The sequence below is a fragment of the Inquilinus ginsengisoli genome (genome assembly GCF_031453975.1).
GTDB lineage: Bacteria > Pseudomonadota > Alphaproteobacteria > DSM-16000 > Inquilinaceae > Inquilinus > Inquilinus ginsengisoli_A.
In genome coordinates this window covers 158,821-181,124 of sequence record NZ_JAVDPW010000013.1, presented here as the reverse complement: position 1 = coordinate 181,124, position 22,304 = coordinate 158,821, and the positions used below count along the sequence as shown (strand labels likewise).

At 70.2% G+C, this 22,304-nt stretch carries 22 protein-coding genes; 16 read left to right on the top strand and 6 right to left on the bottom strand.

Going from position 1 to position 22,304, the window contains the following annotated elements:
- Window positions 1-24 precede the first annotated feature (24 nt).
- Window positions 25-1,599 (top strand): ABC transporter permease, encoded by a 1,575-nt coding sequence (locus tag E9232_RS31245; protein ID WP_309800960.1) that lies wholly within the window; start codon window positions 25-27, stop codon window positions 1,597-1,599.
- Window positions 1,596-2,648, top strand: a complete 1,053-nt coding sequence (locus E9232_RS31240; protein ID WP_309800958.1) for an ABC transporter ATP-binding protein — start codon at window positions 1,596-1,598, stop codon at window positions 2,646-2,648. Before E9232_RS31245 ends, E9232_RS31240 begins: the two co-directional genes overlap by 4 nt.
- On the opposite strand, the gene E9232_RS31235 is transcribed toward E9232_RS31240, so the two are convergent.
- The 6 genes from E9232_RS31235 to E9232_RS31210 all read right to left on the bottom strand — a co-directional run bounded on the left by E9232_RS31235 (window position 2,645) and on the right by E9232_RS31210 (window position 8,764).
- The gene (locus E9232_RS31235; protein ID WP_309800956.1) at window positions 2,645-3,616 is read right to left on the bottom strand and encodes an ABC transporter ATP-binding protein; all 972 of its coding nucleotides are present in this window, start codon (window positions 3,614-3,616) and stop codon (window positions 2,645-2,647) included. The genes E9232_RS31240 and E9232_RS31235 overlap by 4 nt on opposite strands.
- Window positions 3,616-4,593 carry an ABC transporter ATP-binding protein gene (locus E9232_RS31230; protein WP_309800954.1) on the bottom strand — a complete coding sequence of 326 codons (978 nt, stop codon included), beginning with the start codon at window positions 4,591-4,593 and terminating at the stop codon, window positions 3,616-3,618. Before E9232_RS31230 ends, E9232_RS31235 begins: the two co-directional genes overlap by 1 nt.
- A gap of 6 nt (window positions 4,594-4,599) precedes the next feature.
- Window positions 4,600-5,553 (bottom strand): ABC transporter permease, encoded by a 954-nt coding sequence (locus E9232_RS31225; protein WP_309800953.1) that lies wholly within the window; start codon window positions 5,551-5,553, stop codon window positions 4,600-4,602.
- A 4-nt stretch (window positions 5,554-5,557) separates the two neighbouring features.
- Window positions 5,558-6,520, bottom strand: coding sequence for an ABC transporter permease (locus tag E9232_RS31220; RefSeq protein ID WP_309800951.1), 963 nt, complete (start codon window positions 6,518-6,520; stop codon window positions 5,558-5,560).
- Window positions 6,521-6,694: 174 nt separating this feature from the next.
- Window positions 6,695-8,410, bottom strand: a complete 1,716-nt coding sequence (locus tag E9232_RS31215; protein ID WP_309800949.1) for an ABC transporter substrate-binding protein — start codon at window positions 8,408-8,410, stop codon at window positions 6,695-6,697.
- A 99-nt stretch (window positions 8,411-8,509) separates the two neighbouring features.
- Window positions 8,510-8,764, bottom strand: coding sequence for a sulfurtransferase TusA family protein (locus tag E9232_RS31210; RefSeq protein ID WP_309800947.1), 255 nt, complete (start codon window positions 8,762-8,764; stop codon window positions 8,510-8,512).
- Window positions 8,765-8,853: 89 nt separating this feature from the next.
- Between E9232_RS31210 and E9232_RS31205 the strand changes: the two genes are divergently transcribed.
- The 14 genes from E9232_RS31205 to E9232_RS31140 all read left to right on the top strand — a co-directional run bounded on the left by E9232_RS31205 (window position 8,854) and on the right by E9232_RS31140 (window position 22,288).
- The gene (locus E9232_RS31205) at window positions 8,854-9,264 is read left to right on the top strand and encodes a Ros/MucR family transcriptional regulator (RefSeq protein WP_309800945.1); all 411 of its coding nucleotides are present in this window, start codon (window positions 8,854-8,856) and stop codon (window positions 9,262-9,264) included.
- Window positions 9,265-9,457: 193 nt separating this feature from the next.
- Complete coding sequence (locus E9232_RS31200; RefSeq protein WP_309800944.1) at window positions 9,458-10,294, top strand: GNAT family N-acetyltransferase; 837 nt, start codon at window positions 9,458-9,460, stop codon at window positions 10,292-10,294.
- A gap of 8 nt (window positions 10,295-10,302) precedes the next feature.
- On the top strand, window positions 10,303-11,145 hold the full coding sequence (locus tag E9232_RS31195) for a lysophospholipid acyltransferase family protein (RefSeq protein WP_309800943.1): 843 nt from the start codon (window positions 10,303-10,305) through the stop codon (window positions 11,143-11,145).
- 181 nt (window positions 11,146-11,326) lie between these two features.
- Complete coding sequence (gene miaB / locus E9232_RS31190; protein WP_309801002.1) at window positions 11,327-12,685, top strand: tRNA (N6-isopentenyl adenosine(37)-C2)-methylthiotransferase MiaB; 1,359 nt, start codon at window positions 11,327-11,329, stop codon at window positions 12,683-12,685.
- Window positions 12,686-12,705: 20 nt separating this feature from the next.
- A complete protein-coding gene (locus E9232_RS31185) occupies window positions 12,706-13,710 on the top strand; it encodes a PhoH family protein (protein ID WP_510184262.1) in 1,005 nt (334 codons plus the stop codon).
- Window positions 13,707-14,255 carry an rRNA maturation RNase YbeY gene (gene ybeY, locus E9232_RS31180; protein WP_374710679.1) on the top strand — a complete coding sequence of 183 codons (549 nt, stop codon included), beginning with the start codon at window positions 13,707-13,709 and terminating at the stop codon, window positions 14,253-14,255. The genes E9232_RS31185 and ybeY overlap by 4 nt, the downstream gene beginning before the upstream one ends.
- Before the next feature lie 55 nt (window positions 14,256-14,310).
- Window positions 14,311-15,165, top strand: coding sequence for a hemolysin family protein (locus E9232_RS31175; protein WP_309800940.1), 855 nt, complete (start codon window positions 14,311-14,313; stop codon window positions 15,163-15,165).
- Window positions 15,101-16,741, top strand: coding sequence for an apolipoprotein N-acyltransferase (lnt, locus tag E9232_RS31170; RefSeq protein ID WP_309800938.1), 1,641 nt, complete (start codon window positions 15,101-15,103; stop codon window positions 16,739-16,741). The genes E9232_RS31175 and lnt overlap by 65 nt, the downstream gene beginning before the upstream one ends.
- Window positions 16,742-16,917: 176 nt before the next feature.
- Window positions 16,918-17,331 (top strand): helix-turn-helix domain-containing protein, encoded by a 414-nt coding sequence (locus tag E9232_RS31165; RefSeq protein ID WP_309800936.1) that lies wholly within the window; start codon window positions 16,918-16,920, stop codon window positions 17,329-17,331.
- Window positions 17,332-17,474: 143 nt separating this feature from the next.
- A complete protein-coding gene (gene metK, locus E9232_RS31160) occupies window positions 17,475-18,641 on the top strand; it encodes a methionine adenosyltransferase (RefSeq protein ID WP_309800934.1) in 1,167 nt (388 codons plus the stop codon).
- Window positions 18,642-18,645: 4 nt separating this feature from the next.
- On the top strand, window positions 18,646-19,362 hold the full coding sequence (trmB, locus tag E9232_RS31155) for a tRNA (guanine(46)-N(7))-methyltransferase TrmB (protein WP_309800932.1): 717 nt from the start codon (window positions 18,646-18,648) through the stop codon (window positions 19,360-19,362).
- A gap of 172 nt (window positions 19,363-19,534) precedes the next feature.
- Window positions 19,535-20,086 (top strand): ribosome maturation factor RimP, encoded by a 552-nt coding sequence (gene rimP / locus E9232_RS31150; RefSeq protein WP_309800931.1) that lies wholly within the window; start codon window positions 19,535-19,537, stop codon window positions 20,084-20,086.
- Window positions 20,087-20,099: 13 nt separating this feature from the next.
- A complete protein-coding gene (nusA, locus tag E9232_RS31145; protein ID WP_309800929.1) occupies window positions 20,100-21,590 on the top strand; it encodes a transcription termination factor NusA in 1,491 nt (496 codons plus the stop codon).
- Window positions 21,563-22,288 carry an RNA-binding protein gene (locus E9232_RS31140; protein ID WP_309800928.1) on the top strand — a complete coding sequence of 242 codons (726 nt, stop codon included), beginning with the start codon at window positions 21,563-21,565 and terminating at the stop codon, window positions 22,286-22,288. Before nusA ends, E9232_RS31140 begins: the two co-directional genes overlap by 28 nt.
- Window positions 22,289-22,304: the final 16 nt, after the last annotated feature.

The following is a 22,304-nucleotide window of genomic DNA, read 5'->3' as shown; positions in this document are numbered from 1 at the left end:
GGGCATGAGCCCCGTGGGGCGGGCATGACCCAGGCGTCGGTCGGGCTGCGGCCCGGCGGGCCCGCTTTCGCGGCGGGCCGCCGGCCCTTGGTCCCGGGAATGGCGGGCGCGGCCCTGGTGGTTTCGCTCGCCGCCCTGCTGCCGCTGGGCTTCGTCGTCTGGGTCACCCTCCAGACCGGATGGGCGACGGCCTCCGCCCTGGTGTTCCGCCCGCGGGTCGGCGAGCTGCTGGTCAACACCGTGCTGCTGGTGGGCGTGACCGTGCCGGTCTGCGCCCTGCTGGCCCTGGCCCTGGCCTGGCTGACCGAGCGCAGCGACCTGCCCGGCGCCCGGATCTGGGCCGGGCTGGCGGTGGCGCCGCTGGCGGTGCCCGCCTTCGTCCACAGCTATGCCTGGATCAGCCTGGTGCCCGGCCTGCACGGCCTGTCCGGCGGGGTGCTGGTCTCGGTGATCGCCTATTTCCCGCTGATGTACCTGCCGATCGCGGCGACGCTGCGACGGCTCGATCCCGGGCTGGAGGATGCGGCCGCATCCCTCGGCGATGCGCCGCCCCGGGTGTTCCTGCGGGTGGTGCTGCCGCAGCTGCGGCTGGCGCTGTGCGGCGGGGCGCTGCTGGTCGGGCTGCACCTGCTGGCCGAATACGGCCTGTTCGTGATGATCCGCTTCGACACCTTCACCACCGCGATCGTCGACCAGTTCCAGTCGACCTTCAACGGCCCTGCCGCCAACATGCTGGCCGGGGTGCTGGTGCTCAGCTGCCTCGGCCTCTTGTGGCTGGACGCCGTGCTGCGCGGCCGGGCCCGCTATGCCCGCATTGGGTCCGGCGCCGCCCGCCTGCCGCGGCGCACCCGGCTGGGCCGCGCCACCCTGCCCTGCCTGCTGCTGCCGCTGGCGACGACGCTGCTGGCGCTGGGCGTGCCCTTCGTCACCCTGGGGCAGTGGCTGGCGGCCGGCGGCGCCGCGATCTGGAAGCTGGACGAGATCGGCCCGGCGCTGGGCCAGACCCTGGTCTTCGCCGTGGCCGGCGGCGTCATCACCACCGTCGCCGCCATCCCGATGGCCTGGCTGTCGATCCGCGCCCCCGGGCGGCTGCAGCGGGTGCTGGAGGCCTGCAACTACACCGTCGGGTCGCTGCCCGGCGTGGTGGTGGCGCTGGCCCTGGTCACCATCACCGTGCGGGTGGCGCTGCCGCTGTACCAGACGGTGGCGACCGTGCTGCTGGCCTATGTCCTGTTGTTCCTGCCGCGGGCGCTGATCGGCCTGCGCGCCAGCATCGCCCAGGCGCCGGTCGAGCTGGAGCACGCCGCCGCCAGCCTGGGCCGGTCGCCCGCCCGGGCGCTGTGGTCGGTCACCATCCGGCTGGCAGCACCCGGCGCCGCCGCCGGCATGGCGCTGGTGGCGCTGGGCATCACCAACGAGCTGACCGCGACCCAGATGCTGGCCCCGAACGGCACCCGCACCCTGGCCACCGCCTTCTGGTCCTACAGCGGCGAGATCGACTATGCCGCCGCGGCGCCCTATGCCTTGATCATGATCCTGATCTCCCTGCCCCTGACCTGGCTGCTGCACGCCCAATCCAAACGGACCGCGGGACGATGACCTTCCTGGACCTGCGCGGCATCACCCGGCGCTACGGCGCGGTGGCGGCGCTGGACGGCGTCGACCTCGCCGTGCCCGTCGGCAGCCGCACCGCCATCCTCGGCCCCTCCGGCTCCGGCAAGTCGACGCTGCTGCGGATCATCGCCGGCTTCGAGGCGCCCGATGCCGGCCGCGTCACCCTCGACGGCGCGCTGGTGGCCGACGGCCCGGCGGCGACGCCCGCCCATCTCCGCGGCATCGGGCTGGTGGCGCAGGACGGCGCCCTGTTCCCGCATCTCAGCATCGCCGACAACATCGGCTTCGGCCTGCCCCGCCGGGCGCCGCACCGGGCCGACCGCATCGCCGAGCTGATGGCGATGGTGGAGCTGGACCCGGCCATGCTGCGGCGCCGGCCGGACCAGCTGTCGGGCGGGCAGCAGCAGCGGGTGGCGCTGGCCCGCGCCCTGGCCCGCAGCCCGCGGCTGATGCTGCTGGACGAGCCGTTCTCGGCGCTCGACACCGGCCTGCGCGCCAGCACCCGCAAGGCGGTGACCGCGCTGCTGGAGGCGGCCGGCATCACCACCATTCTGGTCACCCACGACCAGGCCGAGGCGCTGTCCTTCGCCGACCAGGTGGCGGTGATGCGCAGCGGGCGGCTGCTGCAGGCCGGCACGCCGCGCGAGCTGTACCTGCGGCCGCGGGATTCGATGATCGCCGAGTTCCTGGGCGATGCCATCATCCTGCCGGCGCAGCTGGCGGAGGGCTGGGCCGACTGCGCCCTCGGCCGCATCGCGGTCGACGACCGCCGCCACGGCCCGGCGCAGATCATGCTGCGGCCCGAACAGCTGGCGCTGGCGGATGCGCGTGACGGCGCCCCCGGCACGCGGGGCGAGGTCGCCGAGATCGATTTCGCCGGGTCGGTCTGCACCGTCACCGTGCGGCTGCCGGACGGCCCCGCAGGCGCGCAGCGGCTGCTGCTGCGCCGGCCCGGCCTCGGCCTGCCCGCGGTCGGCGCCCGGGTGCGGATCACGGTGCAGGGCGAGGCCCATGTCTTCGCCGGCGATCCCTAGGCGAGGTGACACGCGGCCTGGTGGCCGTCGGCCAGGGTGCGCAGCACCGGCACCTCAGCCCGGCAGCGGTCGATCGCCAGCGGGCAGCGGGTGTGGAAGCGGCAGCCGGCCGGCGGCGCGGCCGGGCTGGGCAGTTCGCCCTGCAGCACGATGCGGTCGCGCCGCGCATCCGGGTCGGCCACCGGGATCGCCGACAGCAGCGCCTGGGTGTAGGGGTGGCGCGGCCGGTCGAACAGCGCGTCGCGGCCCGCCGTCTCGACGATCAGGCCGAGATACATCACCGCGATCTCGTCGCAGAGATGCTCGACCACCGCGAGGTCGTGCGAGATGAACAGGAAGGTGACGCCCTGCTGTTCCTTGAGGTCGGAGAACAGGTTGATGATCTGCGCCTGGATCGAGACGTCGAGGGCCGAGACCGGCTCGTCGGCCACGATCAGCTCCGGCTTCAGCGCCAGGGCCCGGGCGATGCCGATGCGCTGGCGCTGGCCGCCGGAGAATTCATGGGGGTAGCGGGCGAACTGGTAGGGCGCCAGGCCGCAGATCCGCATCACCTCCAGCACCGCGTCGCGCAGCTCGGCCTTGCGGACCAGGCCATGGGCCAGCAGCGCCTCGCCGATCGCGTCGCCGACCCGTACCCGGGGGTTGAGCGAGCCGTAGGGGTCCTGGAACACCAGCTGCATCTTCGGCCGCAGCGCCGCCAGCCCCTTGCGGCCGCCGGCCCGGATGTCGCGGCCGTTGAAGCGGACGGTGCCGGCGGTGGGTTCGTACAGTCCCAGCACGGTGCGCCCGAGGGTGGACTTGCCGCTGCCGGATTCGCCGACCAGGCCGAAGCTGGTGCCGCGGCGGATGCGGAAGCTGACCCCGTCGACCGCGCGGACCTGGCCCGAGATCTGGCCGAACAGCCCGTCGCGGATCGGGAAATGGGTCTTGAGGCCCTCGACCTCGAGCAGAGGGGCGGCGGTGTCCATCAGATCGCCCCCGACTGCGCGAGGAAGCAGGCGGCGCGGTGCGGGGCCGCGGCCGGCTCCAGCGCCGGGATGCCGGTGCGGCACACCTCGGCGGCGGCGAAGCAGCGCTCGGCGAAGGCGCAATGATCGGGCAGCCGCGCCGGGCTGGGCACTTGGCCCGGGATCGACACCAGCCGCTTCAGCCGCCGGCCCGGCACCGGGCGCGAGGCCAAGAGGCCGCGGGTGTAGGGATGCTTGGGCTGGCGCAGGATGTCGCGCACCGGCCCGGTCTCGACCACCCGCCCGGCATACATCACCACCACCCGGTCGGCCAGTTCGGCCACCATGCCGAGGTCGTGGGTGATCAGCATCAGCGCCGTGCCCTGGTCGCGCTTCAGCCGGCCCAGCAGGTCGAGGATCTGGGCCTGGATGGTGACGTCGAGCGCGGTGGTCGGCTCGTCGGCGATCAGCAGGCGCGGGCCGCAGCTGAGCGCGATGGCGATCATCGCCCGCTGCAGCATGCCGCCCGACAGCTGGTGCGGATAGCCCTCGACGATCCTGTCCGGCCGGGCGATGCCGACCCGGTCCAGCAGCGCGATCGCCTCGGCCCAGGCCGCCTTCGGGCTCAGCTTGCGATGCTCGATCAGCGGCTCGACGATCTGCTCGCCGATGGTCAGCACCGGGTTCAGCGAGCTCATCGGCTCCTGGAAGATCATCGCGATCTCGTTGCCGCGCAGGGCCCGCAGCACCTCGGGCTTCAGGGTCAGCAGGTCCTGGCCGCGATACAGGATCCGGCCGCCGGCGACGCGCCCGGCCGGGCGGGCCAGCAGCCCCATCAGCGACAGCGCGGTCACGCTCTTGCCGCAGCCGGATTCGCCGACCACGCCGACGGTCTCGCCCTCGGCGATGCCGAAGCTGACATGGCTGACCGCCCGGGCCACGCCCTCCTCGGTGCGGAACTGGACGGACAGGTCCTGGAACTCGACAAGATGTTTCACGTGAAACTACCGCTTCATCTTCGGGTCGAGCGCGTCGCGCAGCCCGTCGCCCAGCATGTTGATGGCGACCACGGTCAGGAAGATCGCCACGCCCGGCGGCACCCACAGCCAGGGCCGGCGCTGGAAGTCGACGAAGCTGTTGGCGGTGTCCATCATGTTGCCCCAGGACGGGGTCGGCGGCACCACGCCGAGGCCGAGATAGCTGAGATAGGCCTCGTTCAGGATGGCGCTGGCGACGCCGACGGTGGCGACCACGATCAGGATCGGCACCGTGTTCGGCAGCAGGTGGTGGAACAGCCGGCGGTACAGCGACAGGCCCAGCACCTCGGTCGCCACCATGAAGTCGCGCTCGCGCAGCGACAGGATCTGCGACCGCACCAGCCGCGCCACGGTGACCCAGTTCGGCAGGCTGAGCATGACGATGACCAGGTAGATGCGCTGGTCTGGCGGCACCTTCAGCTCGGACAGCACGGCGCCGAGGATGATCAGGAGCGGCAGGGTTGGGATCGTCATCACCAGGTCGGCGGCGCGCATGATCACGGCGTCGGCCAGCCCGCCGAGATAGCCGGCCACGGCGCCGGCGAGGTAGCCGATCACCACCGACAGCAGCACCGAGGCCAGGCCCACGCTCAGCGAGATGCGGCCGGCCGACATCAGCCGGGCCAGGATGTCGCGGCCCAGGAAGTCGGTGCCCAGCCAGTGCTTGAGGCTGGGCGCCCGGTTGGGGCTGAGCGCGTCGGTGGTGTTGAGGTCCCAGCGGCTGACCCAGGGGCCGGCGACGCAGACCAGGACGATCAGCGCAAGCACCGCCAGCGCCGCCATGGCGACCGGGTTGCGCCGCAGCCGCCACAGCGCGTCGCCCAGCGGCGAGCGGGCGGTGGAGAGGCGGCCGGCCAGGGCCAGCAAATCGGCCTGCTGCGCCCGGCGGCGGCGGAAGGGGTTCAGCGCGGCAACGCCCACGGCCCTAGCCCCGCCGCAGCCGGATGCGCGGGTCGGCCGCGGCATAGGCGATGTCGGCCAAGAGGTTGCCCAGGATGGTCAGCGCCGCCAGCGCCATGGTGAAGCCCATCAGCACGGGGTAGTCGCGCGCCGCCAGCGTGTCGATCTGGATGTGCCCGGCGCCGGGCCAGTTGAAGATCTTCTCGGTGACGATGGCGCCGGAGAACAGGCCCGGCAGCTCGAAGCCCAGCAGCGTGATCACCGGCAGCAGCGCATTGCGCAGCGCGTGCTTGAAGATCACCGTCCGCTCCTTCAGCCCCTTGGCCCGGGCGGTGCGGACGAAGTCCATCGACAGCGCCTCCAGCATGCTGGCGCGGATGTAGCGGGTCAGGCTGCCGGCCTGCAGCGCGGTCAGCACCAGCACCGGCAGCACCATATGCGCCGCGACCTCCGCCACCCAGGCCCAGCCGGTGGTCTCGCTGCCGGTGCTGGTCATGCCGCCGACCGGCAGCCAGCGCAGGTCGACCGCGAACCATTTGATCAGCAGCAGGCACAGGAAGAACACCGGGAAGGACATGGCGCCGAAGATCGCCAGGGTCACCAGCCGGTCGTACCAGGAATAGGGCCTGACCGCGGCGGTGATGCCGGCCAGCAGCGACAACGCCCAGTACAGCAGCAGCGCCGTCCCGGCCAGTAGGAAGGAATTCCAGACATACTGGTTCAGCAGCGTCGCCACCGGGATCCGGTACTGCATGGAATAGCCGAGGTCGCCGGTCAGCAGGTGGCCGAGCCAGTCGAGGTAGCGGTCGAACACCGGCCGGTCGAGCCCGTACAGCGCCTTCAGCTCCGCCGCCCGCTCCGGCGTCAGGGTGATGTTGCCGTCGATGAAGTCGCCGGGGGTCAGGGCGAAGACGAAGAAGATCAGCGCCGACGCCCCCAGCAGCATCGGCACCATCAGCAGCACGCGGCGGATGACGAAGTTCCTCATCGCGCGGCGGCCCGGTGCGCGTGTCGCCTGCCCACCGCCCCCCAACCGTTGCGAGGAGGCGAAGCCGACGAAGCAATCCATGGCGCCGCTTGAGCTGCCCGATGGATTGCTTCCCCCGGCTCAAGGCCGGGGTCGCAATGACGAGGTTGGGAAAGCCCAGCCATCCCCCGCGCCCTAATGCACGATCTTCAGGTTCGGCAGGCTGGCGATGATGCCGTTGTAGATGTCGGGCTTGAAGCCGCTGACCCGGCCGTCCGCGGCGGACAGGATCTTGCGGTAGGCCAGGTAGATCACCGGCGGGTCCTCGGCCAGCGCCTGGTACAGCTTGTGGTAGATCGGCTTGCGCTTCTCCGGGTCCAGCGTGGCGTTGCCCTCCAGGATCAGCCGCTCGACCTCGTCATTGTGGTAGCCGAGCCGGCCGACCTCACCGGTCGGGAGGAAGTCCTCCACCCCGTCATGCGGGTCGCTGAGGCCCGAGGTGCGGAAGGTGGCGAGGTCGTAGTTGCCGGCCTTGCGCTTGGCCAGCAGCGCGCTGAAGTCCGACACCTCGGGCACCAGGTCGACGCCGATCGCCTTGTAATTCTCCTTGGCGATCGGGATCAGCGCGTCGTTGATCAGCGACTTGGTCGCCAGCAGGGTCAGCGACAGCCGCTGGCCGTCCTTGGCCCGGATGCCGTCCGGCCCGGGCTTCCAGCCGGCCTCGTCGAGCAGCGCCGCGGCCTTGGCCGGGTCGAAGGCGAAGGGTTCGATGCCGTCGGGGTCGTAGGCCCAGGAGATCGGCGCGATCGGCTGGGTCGCGACCTGGCCGTAGCCCTGGTAGACCACCGTCACCAGCGTCTGCCGGTCCAGCCCGTAGGTCAGCGCATGCCGCACCCGGGGGTCCCGCAGCAGGGGGTCCTTCGGGTTGAACTCGATCATGCTGTAGTCGCTGGAGCCGTACAGGTTGATGTCGGCGAAGCCCAGGCTCTGCAGCGTGTCGATGTTGTCCTGGCTGACCGAGAAGCCGTCATAGTCGGTCTCGCCGGTCTGGAACAGCTGCAGCTTGGTGGTGTCCTGGGTGATCCGGTAGATGAAGTGCTCCACCTCCGGCTTGCCGCGGAAGTAGTTCGGGTTGGCGTGGAACCGCACCTCCTGGCCCGGCAGGTATTTGTCGAAGACATAGGAACCGGCACCCAACGGATCGCCGCCCAGGGCGCGGATGCCGTCCAGCTGGCCGCGGGCGAAGCCCTTGCCGTAATGCGCCTTGGACAGCACCGGCCCGCCGATCAGGTACAGCGTCTTGGCGCCGGGGCTGGTGGTGGTGACCTGGATGGTCTGGGCGTCGATCACCTTGAGGCCGGAGATGCTGTCGGCTTTGCCCGTCTTGTATTCGGGCCCGCCGGCGATGGCCGCCGGGGTGATGTCGAACTCGCTCTCCAGCGTCGGGTCATAGGCCACGGTCAGGGTGAAGGCGACGTCCTCGGCGGTCACCGGCGACCCGTCGCTGTAGGTCAGGCCGGGGCGCAGCTTGATGGTGTAGACCAGGTTGTCCGGGCTGACGGTCCAGGATTCCGCCTGCTCCGGGATCAGCTTGCCCTGGCTGTCGTAGTTGACCAGCCGGCCGAAGATCACCTCGGTGACGTTCTCGTCCCAGCCATTGGTGAAGAAGTAGGGGTTGAACACGCCCTGCGGCGCGCTGATCGCGCCGACCACGGTGTCCTTGCGCGCCTTGGCGGTGGCCGGGATCTGCGACAGGTCGGTGGCCGGGGTGGTGCCGTCCGGCAGCGCGTCCTGCGCCCGGGCGGCCGGGCCGCAGGCGAGGGCGCCGAGGACCAGCGCCAGGGTGGGCAGCGCCAGGGGGCGGGGCCGGCGCAGAACCGGGCCGGCCGGGATCGGGTCGTGGAGTCGCATCGCGGGATCCTTCATGGCAAGGGACTCCGACGTGACAGCCTGTGAAATAAAAGTCAACTACAGGATGAATCAGATAAAAGACGCCGCAAAGGCGTCAGATCAGGCCCCCGGGCCCCGCTCGATCCGCACCAGCCAACGCGCGCGGCCGGCATCCTCGGGCTCCACCGACAGCACGCGATGCCCGGCTTCGGCCGCCGACCGTGGAACATTGACCAGTGGTTCGCCAGCGTTCAGCCGTATTTCCGCCACTTCACCGGGCTTCATATCTTCCAGCAACAGCTTGGTCTTGACGAAAGTGAACGGGCAGACTTCCGCGGTTACATCAAGAACCCGGATGCGGAGATCATTGCTCATGACGCTTTCTCGGATTTCGGGGCGATTCGTATTGCAGTCCAATAGTGGACGACTTATATACCCAAGAATCGTGCCGCGGGAGTATGAACATGAGCAATGAAACGCCGACTAACGATTTGATGAACCTCACGACTCAAATCGTCGCGGCACACGTAGGAAACAATACCGTTGCGATCTCGGACCTGCCGAGCGTCATCGAGCAAGTCTATCGCGCGCTGAACGGCCTCGGCACTGAGCCCGTCCCGGTCGCGGAGAAGCCGCAGCCGGCGGTTCCGATCAAGAAGTCGGTCACGCCCGACTACATCATCTGTCTCGAGGACGGCAAGCAGCTGAAGATGCTCAAGCGGCATCTGAAGACCGCCTACAACATGACCCCGGACGAGTACCGCGACCGCTGGGGCCTGCCGTCCGATTATCCGATGGTCGCGCCGAACTACGCCAAGCAGCGCAGCCGGCTGGCCAAGCAGATCGGCCTGGGCACCCGCGCCCGCAAGGATTGATCCGGTTCGCCGGGACGACTCCCCTTCCCGGGATCGTCCCGGTTTCTGCCGGGGCGCCGCACGCATCACCGTCCGGCCGCGAAATCAGCGCACATTTGTAACCGTTCTGCTTTATAATCGGGTCAGTGGCCCATGTGGTGACACCAGAAGCGCCATGGCGGCCCGAGGGGAATAAGAGCGGACGGACGGCAGCATGGCAGTAACAACCTTCGTCGACGACCACGGGTTCAGTCTGCGCGCAGGCAACCTCGAGGTCAGGCTTGCCGAGACGGAGGAGGAGATTCGAGCGGCCCAGGCGCTGCGCTACGCCGTCTTCTATGAGGAGATGGCCGCCCAGCCTTCGCCCGCCATGGCCGCCGACCGGCGCGACTTCGACGCCTATGACGACGTCGCCCATCACCTTCTCGTCATCGACCATGCGCGCGGCAAGGGCCCGCAGGCCGTGGTCGGCACCTACCGGCTGATCCAGCGCGACGGCGCGGCCAGGATCGGCGCCTTCTATTCCGCCAGCGAATACGACATCGCCAAGGTCGAGGCCCATCCCGGCGCGATCCTGGAGCTGGGGCGGTCCTGCGTCGCCGGCCCCTACCGCTCCGGCGGCACCATGCAGCTGCTGTGGCGCGGCATCGCCGCCTATCTGTTCCACCACGACATCGAGATCATGTTCGGCTGCGCCAGCCTGCCCGGGATCGACGCCGACGCGCTGAAGCTGCCGCTGTCCTATCTCTACCACTATCATCTGGCCCCGCCGGCGCTGCGGCCCAAGGCCCTGCCCGAGCGCTACACCGACATGCGGCTGCTGCCGCTGGAGCAGATCGACCAGCGCGAGGCGATCGCCGCCCTGCCGCCGCTGATCAAGGGCTATCTCCGCCTCGGCGGCCATGTCGGCGACGGCGCGGTGATCGACCAGCAGTTCGGCACCACCGACGTGGCCATCATCGTCAAGACCGACCTGGTGACCGAGAAGTACTTCAAGCACTACGAGCTGAAGCGCGAGCAGCGGCCGATCCTGGCCTTCCGGAAGGACTGACCGGCGCGATGGCGGGATCGCGTCTCGGGTCGAAGCTCCGGGCGGTCTTCCGCCTCGGCCTCTATCTGCCCTGGACCGTGGCGCTGATGCCGGTGCAGGCCCTGGCCGTGCGCTTCGGCTGGCGGCTGCAGACCAGCCTGCCCGCCTTCTACCATCGCGTGTGCTGCCGCATCCTGGGCCTGGGCGTCGAGATCCGCGGCACCCCCTCGGCCGCGGCGCCGACCCTGTTCGTGTCCAACCACCTGTCCTATCTCGACATCGAGGTGCTGGGGTCGGTGATCGCCGGCAGCTTCGTGGCCAAGACCGAGGTCAACACCTGGCCGTTCTTCGGCGCCCTGGCGCGGCTGCAGCGCACCGTCTTCGTCGACCGCAGCAAGCGCGGCACCGCCGACGCCCAGCGCGACAGCCTGCAGTCGCGGCTTGAGGCCGGGGACAACCTGGTGCTGTTCCCCGAGGGCACCTCGAGCGACGGCAACCGCACCCTGCCGTTCAAGAGCGCGCTGTTCGCCGCCGCCGGCATGCGCATCGACGACCGGCCGCTGACGGTCCAGCCGGTGTCGATCGCCTGCACCGCGCTGGACGGCATCCCGCTGGGCCGGCGGCTGCGGCCGATCTACGCCTGGTACGGCGACATGGACCTGCTGCCGCATCTGTGGAACGTGGTGAAGCAGGGCCATTTGACCATCACCGTGATCTTCCACCCGCCGGTGACGCTGGAGGATTTCCGCTCGCGCAAATCGCTGGCGGACCATTGCTGGCGCACCATCGCGGTCGGCGTGTCCGCCGCCAATGCCGGCCGGCTGCCGGAGCCGGCGGCCGCGAACCTGCCCGACCAGCGCCACGCCGCGTGAGCAAGCGCTTGATTTCCGAACAGGTCGCCGTGATCTATCATCGCAACCCGATGGAGATGTGGATCGCATCGCCCGGCCGCCTGTGCGGCAGGGACCCGGCCCGATCCATGGAGAGATTGGACAAGCGCGCGTGAGCACTGCGGCCAGCAAGAAGCTTTTCATCAAGACCTGGGGCTGCCAGATGAACGTCTACGACAGCGGTCGTATGGCGGACATCCTGGCGCCGCTCGGCTATGCCCTCACGGACAGTGCCGAGGGGGCCGACATGGTTATCCTCAACACCTGCCACATCAGGGAAAAGGCGACGGAGAAGGTGTTCTCCGACCTCGGCCGGCTGCGCCCGCTGAAGGAGGCAAAGGCTGGGGCGGCGAAGGCTGAGGATGAGCCGATGATCGTCGCCGTGGCCGGCTGCGTCGCCCAGGCCGAGGGCGAGGAGATCGCGCGCCGCGCCCCCTGGGTCGACCTGGTGTTCGGGCCGCAGACCTACCACCAGCTGCCGGAGATGGTGGCCCGCGCCCACCGCCAGGCCGGCCGGCCGCTGGTCAACACCGACTTCCCGGTCGAGAGCAAGTTCGACCACCTGCCCGGCGAGGCCGGAACCCAGGGCGCGTCGGCCTTCCTGTCGGTGCAGGAGGGCTGCGACAAGTTCTGCACCTTCTGCGTCGTGCCCTACACCCGCGGCGCCGAGTATTCGCGCGACGCCGCCGGCATCCTGGCCGAGGCGCGGCGGCTGACCGCCACCGGCGCCCGCGAGATCACGCTCTTGGGCCAGAACGTCAACGCCTTCCACGGCGAGGGGCCGGACGGGTCGGTCTGGGGCCTGGCCCGGCTGATCCGCGCCCTGGCCGAGATCGATGGGCTGGAGCGCATCCGCTACACCACCAGCCACCCGCGCGACATGGATGACGACCTGATCGCCGCCCATCGCGACGTGCCGCAGCTGATGCCGTTCCTGCACCTGCCGGTGCAGAGCGGGTCGGACCGCATCCTGGCGGCGATGAACCGCAAGCATGACGGCGACACCTACCGCCGCGTGATCGACCGGCTGCGCGCGGCGCGGCCGGACCTGGCGCTGTCGTCGGACTTCATCGTCGGCTTCCCCGGCGAGACCGACCGCGACTTCGCCGACACGCTGAAGCTGGTCACCGAGATCGGCTTCGCCCAGGCCTACAGCTTCAAGTACAGCGCCCGGCCCGGCACCCCGGCGGCGGCGCTGGACGACCAGCTGCCCGAGGCGGCGAAGGACGACCGGCTGCAGGCGCTGCAGCAGCTGCTGTGGGCGCAGCAGGGCGCGTTCAACCAGGGCATGGTCGGCCGGGTCATCCCGGTGCTGCTGGACCGCCCCGGCCGCCGGCCCGGCCAGCTGCAGGGCCGCAGCCCGTGGATGCAGTCGGTCCATCTCCAGGCGCCGGCGCATCTGCTGGGCACCATCCAGCCGGTCCGCATCATCGACGCCAAGCAATTGAGCCTGACCGGCACCGCCGATCTGGTCGCGCCCGATCTGGTGGCGCCCCATCTCGTGTCGGAGGAAGCGGCATGACCGCGCGCGAGTCCGGCACGATGGTCTCACCCAAGTCCAAGCCCGCGCCCCACCGCGTCGATGTCAGCTTCGACGACAACCGGCTGCTGCCGCTGCTGTATGGCGAGCACGACACCCATCTGCTGCGCATCGAGCACCAGCTCGGCGTCTCGCTGGCCTCGCGCGGCAACACCGTCACCATCAAGGGCGCGACCGAGCCGGTCGAGCAGGCCCGGCTGGTGCTGGAGACGCTGTGGCAGCGCCTGGCCCAGGGCCAGGGCGCCAGCGGCGCCGACATCGACGGCGTGATTCGGATGGTGCGCGACGCGCCGCCCTTGCCCGACGGCGCGCCGCGCGGGCTGCCGCAGGCCGACGGCGCCATCGTCACCCGGCGTAAGCGGATCGGCCCGCGCTCGCCGACCCAGGCGGAGTATATCGCCGCGCTGGGCGAGAGCGAGATGGTGTTCGGCGTCGGCCCGGCCGGCACCGGCAAAACCTATCTCGCCGTGGCCCAGGCGGTGTCGCTGCTGATCGCCGGCCGGGTCGACCGCATCGTGCTGTCGCGGCCCGCGGTCGAGGCCGGCGAGCGGCTGGGCTTCCTGCCCGGCGACCTGAAGGAGAAGGTCGACCCCTATCTCCGCCCGCTCTACGACGCCCTGTACGACCTGCTGCCGGCCGAGCAGGTGGCCAAGCACATCGAGACCGGGACGATCGAGATCGCGCCGCTGGCCTTCATGCGCGGCCGCACCCTGGCCCATTCCTTCGTCATCCTGGACGAGGCGCAGAACACCACGGTGATGCAGATGCGCATGGCCCTGACCCGCATGGGCGAGGCCAGCCGCATGGTGATCACCGGCGACACCAGCCAGATCGACCTCAAGCCCGGCGACAAGTCCGGCCTGGTCGACGCGCTGGAGATCCTGGACGGGACCGAGGGCATCCGCGTGGTCCGCTTCACCGACCGCGACGTGGTGCGCCATCCGCTGGTGGCCCGCATCGTGCGCGCCTATGAGGCGGCGGACCGCGCCCGGAAGCCGCAGCCGTGATCGACATCGCCGTCAGCATCGACGCGCCGGGCTGGGCGACGCTCGGCCCCGATTTCGCCGACGAGGACGCCCTCGCGGAAGCGCTCGAGCCGCTGGTCGAAGCGGCGATCGCGGCCGGCGCCCTGCCGGACGGGCCGATAGAGTCCGGCCGGCCGGCCGAGCTGTCGATCGTGTTCGCCGACGACGCGACGGTGCAGCGGCTGAACCGCGAGTATCGCGGCAAGGACGCGCCGACCAACGTGCTGTCCTTCGCCCTGACCGAGGCCGACGAGCCTGACTTTCCCGGCGCGCCGCTGATGCTGGGCGACGTCATCCTGGCCTATGAGACGGTGCTGGCCGAGGCCGCGCGGGATGGCAAAGCTGCTGTCGACCACACCAGGCACCTGGTGGTGCACGGCATCCTGCACCTGCTGGGCCATGACCACCTGACCGATGCCGAGGCCGAGGCGATGGAGCGGATCGAGACCGCGCTGCTCGCCCGCTTCGGCATCGCCGACCCCTATTCCGATCCCCCCTCCGTCCCCCACTTGCCCGACCCCATCTGAGGCCATGTCCGACTCCCCTTCCGGTCGACCTTCCCGCAGCTCCGAATCCGGTCCGTTGCGCAGCTGGCTGCGCAGCCTGCTGCGCGGCAAGAGCGAGGACGCCTGGCGCGAGACCATCGAGGAGCTGATCGAGGATGGCGAGGAGGGCGAGGACGACGCCTCGGTCGCCCGTCATGAGCGGGTGCTGCTGGGCAACATCCTGCGGCTGCGCGGCCGCACCGCGATCGACGTGATGGTGCCGCGCGCCGACATCGTCGGGGTCGAGGTCGACACCCCGCTGCCCGGCGTGCTGGACATCCTGGCGCGCGAGGCCCACAGCCGCATGCCGGTCTACCGCGACAACCTGGACGACGCGCTGGGCATGATCCACGTCAAGGACGTGGTCTCGGCCCTGAGCCGGGCCCGCGGCGGCGACGGCGACGCGCCGAAGTCGCTGACCGAGATCCTGCGCCCGGTCCAGATCGTCGCACCGTCGATGCCGGTGCTCGACCTGCTGCTGCAGATGCGCGAGAAGCGCCAGCACATGGCGCTTGTCATCGACGAGTTCGGCGGCATCGACGGGCTGATCACGATCGAGGACCTGGTCGAGGAGATCGTCGGCGAGATCGAGGACGAGCACGACATCGACGAGCCGCCGCAGCTGGTCGAGAAGCCCGACGGCACGTTGATCGCCGACGCCCGCCTGCCGATCGAGGCCTTCGAGGCCAAGGTCGGCGCGGTGCTGGAGGAGGATGAGCGCGACGACATCGACACGCTCGGCGGCCTGGTCTTCGCCCTGGCCGGGCGGATTCCGGCACGGGGCGAGCTGCTGACCCACCCCAAGGGGTTCGAGTTCGAGGTGATCGATGCCGATCCGCGCCGGATCAAACGCCTCCGCATCCGCCGCAAGGGCGGCGCCGACGCTGCCTGAGCCGGCGGCGGGAGAGCCCGTCCCGCACCATATCGCCAGGATCGCCGCCGGCTTCGCCGGGCTGGCGCGCTGGCGCCGCTTCGGCGCCGCGGTGCTGCTGGGCGCCATCGCCAGCCTGTCGGTGCCGCCGCTCTACGCCGTGCCGCTGCTGTGGATCGCCTTCCCCGGCCTGTACTGGCTGCTGGCCAGCGCCCGCGGCGGCTGGTCCGCCTTCCTGACCGGCTGGGCCTTCGGCTTCGGCTTCTTCGTGCCCGGCCTGTACTGGGTGTCCTGGGCGCTGACGGTCGATCCGCGCTTCTTCTGGCTGATCCCCTTCGCCATGGCCGGGCTGCCGGCGCTGCTGGGCCTGTTCACCGGCCTCGCCGGCTTCGCCTTCCACCGGCTGAACCGGATCGGCTGGGGCGGTCCCCTGGCCCTGGCCGCGACCTGGGCGCTGGCCGAATGGCTGCGCGGCCATGTCCTGACCGGCTTCCCCTGGAATCTCATCGGCTATGGCTGGGTCGGCTGGCTGCCGGTGCTGCAGGGCGTCTCGGTGGTCGGGATCTATGGCCTGAGCCTGCTGACCGTCGCCGCCGCCACCCTGCCGGCGACCCTGGTCGGGCCGCGCCGCCGTGGGCTGGCCGCCACCGCCGCCGGCATCGCCCTGTTCGTCGCGATCGCCGCCTGGGGCGGCTGGCGCCTGGCCGGCGACGACGGCGCCGTGGTGCCCGGCGTGACCCTGCGCCTGGTGCAGCCGAACATCGCCCAGGCCGACAAATGGTCCGGCGAGAAGATGCGCGACAACTTCCGGCAGCAGTTGGAGATGTCGCAGGCCCCCGGGCTGGACAAGGTCAGCGCCGTGATCTGGTCCGAGACCGCGGTGCCCGGCGTGCTGTCCTGGGACCCCGGGGCGCAGCAGGCGCTCGGCGCCATCCTGCCGCCCGGCGCGCTGGCCCTGGTCGGCGCGGTCCGCGCCACCCCCTATGGCAGCGAGCCGCTGGAGATCTGGAACAGCGTCTTCGCGATCGACCGCACCGGCACGGTCCTGTCGAGCTACGACAAGGCGCATCTGGTGCCGTTCGGCGAATACGTGCCGCTGCACGCCTTCCTGGCCCGGTTCGGGGTCGAGAAGATCACCGCCGGCTCGGTCGACTTCACCGCTGGCCCCGGGCCGCGGACGCTGGACCTGCCGGGCCTGCCGCCGGTCAGCCCGATGGTCTGCTACGAGGCGATCTTCCCCGGCGAAGTGCTGGACCCGGCGGGCGCCCGGCCGGGCTGGATGCTGAACGTCACCAATGACGGCTGGTACGGGCTGACCAGCGGCCCGCACCAGCATTTCGCCATCGCCCTCACCCGCGCGGTCGAGGAAGGGCTGCCGCTGGTGCGCGCCGCCAACACCGGCGTCAGCGGCGTGATCGACGCCTATGGCCGGGTGAAGGGCGAGATCGCCTTGGGGCAGCAGGGCATCCTCGACGCCGCCCTGCCCGCCGCCCTGCCGGCGACGCCCTATGCCCGCTGGGGCGAGGCCGGTTTCTGGCTGCTGCTGCTGGCCGGCCTGCTGGCCGGCCGGGCCTGGCGCACCGCACCACAGCAATAACCCAGCGGAGCGGAGCGCGATCACCGCCTTGAAGTTGCCCGGCCAGGGGCCTTAGGATGCGCGCCTCGCGAAACGATCGCACTCGGCCCCTTGCGAATTGCTGCGGAGATGATGTGGCCGCCTTCGACGCCCCGAAACGGCCCCGCGGTCGTCCCCGGAACGACGAGCCCAGCCCGTTGGACGTGCATATCGGCGGCCGCATCCGTTTGCGCCGGACCCTGCTGGGCTTCAGCCAGGCCAAGCTGGCGACAGCGGTCGGCCTGACCTTCCAGCAGATCCAGAAATACGAGCACGGCTCGAACCGCATCGGCGCCAGCCGCCTGCACCAGCTGAGCCGGGTGCTCGAGGTGCCGGTCGACTTCTTCTTCGAGGATGCGCCGCCGATCGCCGGGACACTGCCGCAGGGCCTGGCCGACGAGGCCGAGCCCTATGATGCCGGGCCGGACCCGATGCAGCGGCGCGAGACGCTGGAGCTGATCCGCGCCTATTACCGGGTCGAGGACCACGCCACCCGGCGCCGCGTGCTCGACCTGCTCAAGGCGATGTCCGGCGCCCGCACCGACGAGGCCGGCACCGACGGCGAAACCTGAGGCTCCGGCGCGCTTTGCCTCCCCCGGCGGCCGAGGCTGATTGCAGCTCCCCTTGACCGCATGCCGCACCCCTGCGAAAAGACCGGTCGCCGTCGCACGATATTTTCCGCAACTTTCCCTTCAGGGCAGCCCAGGGGTTCGACGTGGCCAAAGGCAATTACATCTTCACCAGCGAATCCGTCGCGGAAGGTCATCCCGACAAGGTTTGCGACCGGATTTCCGATTCCATCGTCGATCTGTACCTGGGCGCCGACCCTGAGGCGCGCGTCGCCGTCGAGACGCTGGCCACCACCAACCGCGTCGTGATCGCCGGCGAAGTCCGCGGTCCGGCCTCGATCACCCCTGACCTGCTGGAGCAGGCCGCCCGCGACGCCGTGCGCGACATCGGCTACGAGCAGGACGGCTTCCATTGGCGCAACGCCAAGGTCGAGGTGCTGGTGCACCAGCAGTCGGCCGACATCGCGGTCGGCGTCGACGCCGCCGGCAACAAGGATGAAGGCGCCGGCGACCAGGGCATCATGTTCGGCTATGCCTGCCGCGAGACCGACGCGCTGATGCCGGCGCCGATCCAGTTCTCGCACCAGATCCTCAAGAACCTGGCCGACGCGCGCCATTCCGGCCGCGCGCCCCAGTTCGGCCCCGACGCCAAGGCGCAGGTGTCGCTGCGGTACGAGAACCACAAGCCGGTCGCCGCGACCTCGGTCGTGGTCTCGACCCAGCATGCCGAAGGCCTGGACCAGGCCGAGGTGCGCGAGATCGTGCGGCCCTACGTCCTGTCCGTCCTGCCCGAGGGCTGGATGTGCGACGAGCCGCATTTCTACGTCAACCCGACCGGCCGCTTCGTCATCGGCGGCCCGGACGGCGATGCCGGCCTGACCGGCCGCAAGATCATCGTCGACACCTATGGCGGCGCGGCCCCGCATGGCGGCGGCGCCTTCTCCGGCAAGGACCCGACCAAGGTCGACCGTTCGGCCGCCTACGCCGCGCGGTATTTGGCCAAGAACGTGGTCGCGGCCGAACTGGCGGACCGTTGCGTCATCCAGCTCAGCTACGCCATCGGCGTGGCCCATCCGCTGTCGGTCTACATCGACACCCAGGGCACCGGCCGGGTCGACGAGGACAAGCTGTCGGACGTGCTGCAGCAGCTGGTCAACCTCAGCCCGCGCGGCATCCGCACCCATCTCGGCCTGAACCGGCCGATCTATGCCCGCACCTCCTCCTATGGCCATTTCGGCCGCGCCCCGGAGGCCGATGGCGGCTTCTCGTGGGAGCGGACGGACCTGGTGGACGAGCTTCGCTCGGCCTTCTGATCCCATGACCGAGACGGACGGCGCCGAGGGGACCTCCCCGAAGCGCCGCAACTTCCACGGCCGGCGCCAGGGGCGAAAGCTCCGCGCCGGCCGCGCCGCTTTGATCGAGACCCTGCTGCCGCAGCTGACGGTCGCGCTGCCCGCGGATGGCGGGGCGCTCGACCCCCTGTCGCTGTTCCCGCGCCCGGCCCGCGAGGTCTGGGTCGAGATCGGCTTCGGCGCCGGCGAGCACCTGGCCTGGCAGGCCGGCCACCACCCCGATGTCGGCATCATCGGCTGCGAGCCCTACATCAACGGCATGTCGACCCTGCTGGCGGCCGTCGCGGGCGAAGGGCTGGACATGGTGCGGCTGTGGGCCGACGACGCCCGGCCGCTGCTCGACCGCCTGCCGGACGGGTCGATCTCCCGCATCTTCCTGCTGTTTGCCGATCCCTGGCCGAAGGCGCGCCACAGCAGCCGGCGCTTCATCCAGGACGCCACCGTGGCCGACCTGGCCCGCCTGCTGCGCGATGACGGCGAGCTGCGCATCGCCACCGACGACGCCCCGCTGCTCGACTGGTCGCTGGAGCGTGTCCGCCGCAACCCGGCTTTCACTTGGACGGCACAAGGTCCGGGTGACTGGCGCGAGCGCCCGGACGACTGGCCGCCGACCCGATACGAGCAGAAGGCGCTGCACGGACGCCCCTACTACCTGCGATTCCGGCGCCACGCGCGAAACTAGACGCGAATCGGGTTGCGTATTGCGGGTGGATCGCTATATATCACCGCAGTTACCCATAGCGTTCGGCTCGAATGTTATTCGGTCGATCGGTCGATTAGGGTGGGCTGCGGCCCGCCTTTTTTGTTGTGGTGACGGCTTTCCATGGCTCTGGACGCGGGGAATGCCGGAGAGAATGACGCAAGTGGATCAAGTGCGCGCGATCGTGGCACCGTCGCTGGAAGCGATGGGCTATGAGGTCGTGCGCGTCCTGATGATGGGCAGCGAGCATCGGCCGCAGCTTCAGATCATGGCCGAGCGGGTCGACCGCCAGGGCATGACCGTGGAGGATTGCGCCGACATCAGCCGCGCCGTGTCGGCGATCCTCGACGTCGAGGATCCGATCAAGAGCGCCTACACGCTCGAGGTCTCCTCGCCCGGCATCGACCGCCCGCTGACCAAGCCCGCCGACTACGAACGCTTCCTCGGCCATGAGGCGCGGATCGAGACCCGGATCGCCGTCGCCGGCCGCAAGCGGTTCCGCGGTACCCTCACCGGGGTCGAGGGCGAGGCGGTGCTGCTTCGCCCGGAGAAGGAGGACGAGGTGGTTCAGGTGCCCTTCGCCGAGATCCAGCGCGCGAAGCTGATCCTCACCGACGCCCTGATCGAAGCCGCTGCGGCGGAAGCCGAGCAGGCCGCCGCCGTTGCGGCAGCCGCTGCCCCGCAGCCTGACGCACAAGACGCATAGGAACGCCCAAGGCATGGAACTCCTTCATGTTGCCGATGTCGTGGCCCGCGAGAAGAGCATCGATCGCGACGAGGTGCTGACCGCCATGGAGCAGGCCATCCAGAAGGCCGGTCGCTCCAAATACGGCCATGAGCACGACATTCGTGCCCACATCAACCGCAAGTCCGGCGAGATCGAGCTGCGCCGCTATCGCCAGATCGTCGAGACTGTCGAGGACGAGGCCACCCAGCTGGCCGCCCCCGACGCCGCCAAGCGCTGGCCGACCATGAAGGTCGGCGAGTTCGTCATCGACGACCTGCCGCCGATCGATTTCGGCCGCATCGCCGCGCAGACGGCGAAGCAGGTCATCGTGCAGAAGGTGCGCGAGGCCGAGCGTCACCGCCAGTTCGAGGAATACAAGGACCGGGTCGACGAGGTCGTCAACGGCGCGGTCAAGCGCGTCGAATACGGCAACGTCACCGTCGATCTCGGCCGCGCCGAGGGCGTCATCCGCCGCGACGAGCTGCTGCCGCGCGAGCATTTCAAGGTCGGCGACCGCGTCCGTGCCTACATCTACGACGTCCGCGAGGAAGCCCGCGGCCCGCAGATCTTCCTGTCCCGCGCCCATGGCCAGTTCATGGCCAAGCTGTTCGCGATGGAAGTGCCGGAGATCTATGACGGCATCATCGAGATCAAGTCGGTGGCCCGCGACCCGGGCAGCCGCGCCAAGATCGCGGTGATCTCGAAGGACAGCTCGATCGACCCGGTCGGCGCCTGCGTCGGCATGCGCGGCAGCCGCGTCCAGGCCGTCGTCGGCGAACTGCAGGGCGAGAAGATCGACATCATTCCGTGGTCGTCGGATCCCGCCACCTTCGTGGTCAACGCGCTGGCCCCGGCCGAGGTCGCCAAGGTCGTGCTCGACGACACCCAGAACCGCATCGAGGTGGTGGTGCCGGACGACCAGCTGTCGCTGGCGATCGGCCGCCGCGGCCAGAATGTCCGCCTGGCCTCGATGCTGACCGGCTGGGACATCGACATCCTGACCGAGGCCGAGGAGAGCGAGCGCCGCCAGGAAGAGACCCGGACGCGCAGCGAGCTGTTCATGGAGGCCCTGGACGTCGACGACGTCATCGCCCATCTGCTGGTGGCCGAAGGCTTCCGCCAGGTCGAGGAGATCGCCTACACCCCGCTGGACGAGCTGGCGGAGATCGAAGGCTTCGACGAGACCGTGGCCGGCGAGCTGCAGCAGCGCGCGCTGCGCTGGCTCGAGGAGCGCGACCGCAAGCTGACCGAACGCTACCGCGAGCTGGGCGTCACCGACGACCTGGCCGCGATCGAGCAGCTGACGCCGGCGATCCTGGTCAAGCTGGCCGAGACCGGCGTGAAGACGCTGGACGACCTGGCGGACCTGGCCGGCGACGAGCTGGTCGAGACGCTCGGCGAAAAGACAATCTCGCTCGATGAGGCCAACGCCCTGATCATGCAGGCGCGGGCCCATTGGTTCGAGGAGGAGACCAAGGCCTGAGCGACACGACCACCCTTCCCCCGGACGACGACGCGGCCGAGCCCGACGCGAACGGGCCGCTGCGCCGCTGCATCGCGACCGCCGCCGTGCGGCCGAAGGCGGAGCTGATTCGCTTCGTCGTCGGCCCTGAGGGGGAGATCGTGCCCGATCTGGCCGAGAAGCTGCCGGGCCGGGGACTGTGGGTCGCGGCCGACCGCGCGGCGCTGCAGCGGGCGGTGACCAAGAAGCTGTTCGCCCGGGCGGCGCGGGAATCGGTCAAGGTGCCCGACGATCTGGTCGAACGGGTCGAGGCCCTGCTGTTTCGGAACTGCATCGATCTCATCGGAATGGCACGCCGCGCGGGACAGGCGGTGGCCGGATATGAGAAAGTGCATGCTTGGCTGGTCGAGGGTCGCGTCGCGGTCCTGCTCGGGGCGTCTGACGGCGCCATGGACGGGCGGGGCAAGTTGGCCGCGCTGGCTTCGTCGATCCCGTCGCAACCTCGCCTGGTGGAGACGTTCTCTGCGGATACGCTGGGGATGGCCTTTGCCCGGGACAGAATGGTACATGCCGCGGTAGCGCGCGGTGGGTTGTCGAAACGGCTGCTCGCGGAAGCGCTGCGGTTGGACGGAATTCGTGGTCGAGCCGACGGACCGGCTGGACGTGGTGTGGTCGACGAGGCATCCAATGCCGCGCCGGCCTTCTCTGTACAGGGATAGCGGCGGATCACGCTGG

Excerpts from the sequence above, each read along its gene's own strand:
- E9232_RS31245 (WP_309800960.1), top strand. The coding sequence starts at position 25 with ATGACCCAGGCGTCGGTCGGGCTGCGGCCCGGCGGGCCCGCTTTCGCG.
- E9232_RS31185 (WP_510184262.1), top strand. The coding sequence starts at position 12,706 with ATGGTCTCACCCAAGTCCAAGCCCGCGCCCCACCGCGTCGATGTCAGC.
- E9232_RS31205 (WP_309800945.1), top strand. The coding sequence starts at position 8,854 with ATGAGCAATGAAACGCCGACTAACGATTTGATGAACCTCACGACTCAA.
- E9232_RS31240 (WP_309800958.1), top strand. The coding sequence starts at position 1,596 with ATGACCTTCCTGGACCTGCGCGGCATCACCCGGCGCTACGGCGCGGTG.
- E9232_RS31195 (WP_309800943.1), top strand. The coding sequence starts at position 10,303 with ATGGCGGGATCGCGTCTCGGGTCGAAGCTCCGGGCGGTCTTCCGCCTC.
- trmB (WP_309800932.1), top strand. The coding sequence starts at position 18,646 with ATGACCGAGACGGACGGCGCCGAGGGGACCTCCCCGAAGCGCCGCAAC.
- rimP (WP_309800931.1), top strand. The coding sequence starts at position 19,535 with ATGACGCAAGTGGATCAAGTGCGCGCGATCGTGGCACCGTCGCTGGAA.
- E9232_RS31220 (WP_309800951.1), bottom strand. The coding sequence starts at position 6,520 with ATGAGGAACTTCGTCATCCGCCGCGTGCTGCTGATGGTGCCGATGCTG.
- lnt (WP_309800938.1), top strand. The coding sequence starts at position 15,101 with ATGCCGATCCGCGCCGGATCAAACGCCTCCGCATCCGCCGCAAGGGCG.
- nusA (WP_309800929.1), top strand. The coding sequence starts at position 20,100 with ATGGAACTCCTTCATGTTGCCGATGTCGTGGCCCGCGAGAAGAGCATC.
- E9232_RS31215 (WP_309800949.1), bottom strand. The coding sequence starts at position 8,410 with ATGCGACTCCACGACCCGATCCCGGCCGGCCCGGTTCTGCGCCGGCCC.
- E9232_RS31200 (WP_309800944.1), top strand. The coding sequence starts at position 9,458 with ATGGCAGTAACAACCTTCGTCGACGACCACGGGTTCAGTCTGCGCGCA.
- E9232_RS31235 (WP_309800956.1), bottom strand. The coding sequence starts at position 3,616 with ATGGACACCGCCGCCCCTCTGCTCGAGGTCGAGGGCCTCAAGACCCAT.
- E9232_RS31210 (WP_309800947.1), bottom strand. The coding sequence starts at position 8,764 with ATGAGCAATGATCTCCGCATCCGGGTTCTTGATGTAACCGCGGAAGTC.
- miaB (WP_309801002.1), top strand. The coding sequence starts at position 11,327 with ATGAACGTCTACGACAGCGGTCGTATGGCGGACATCCTGGCGCCGCTC.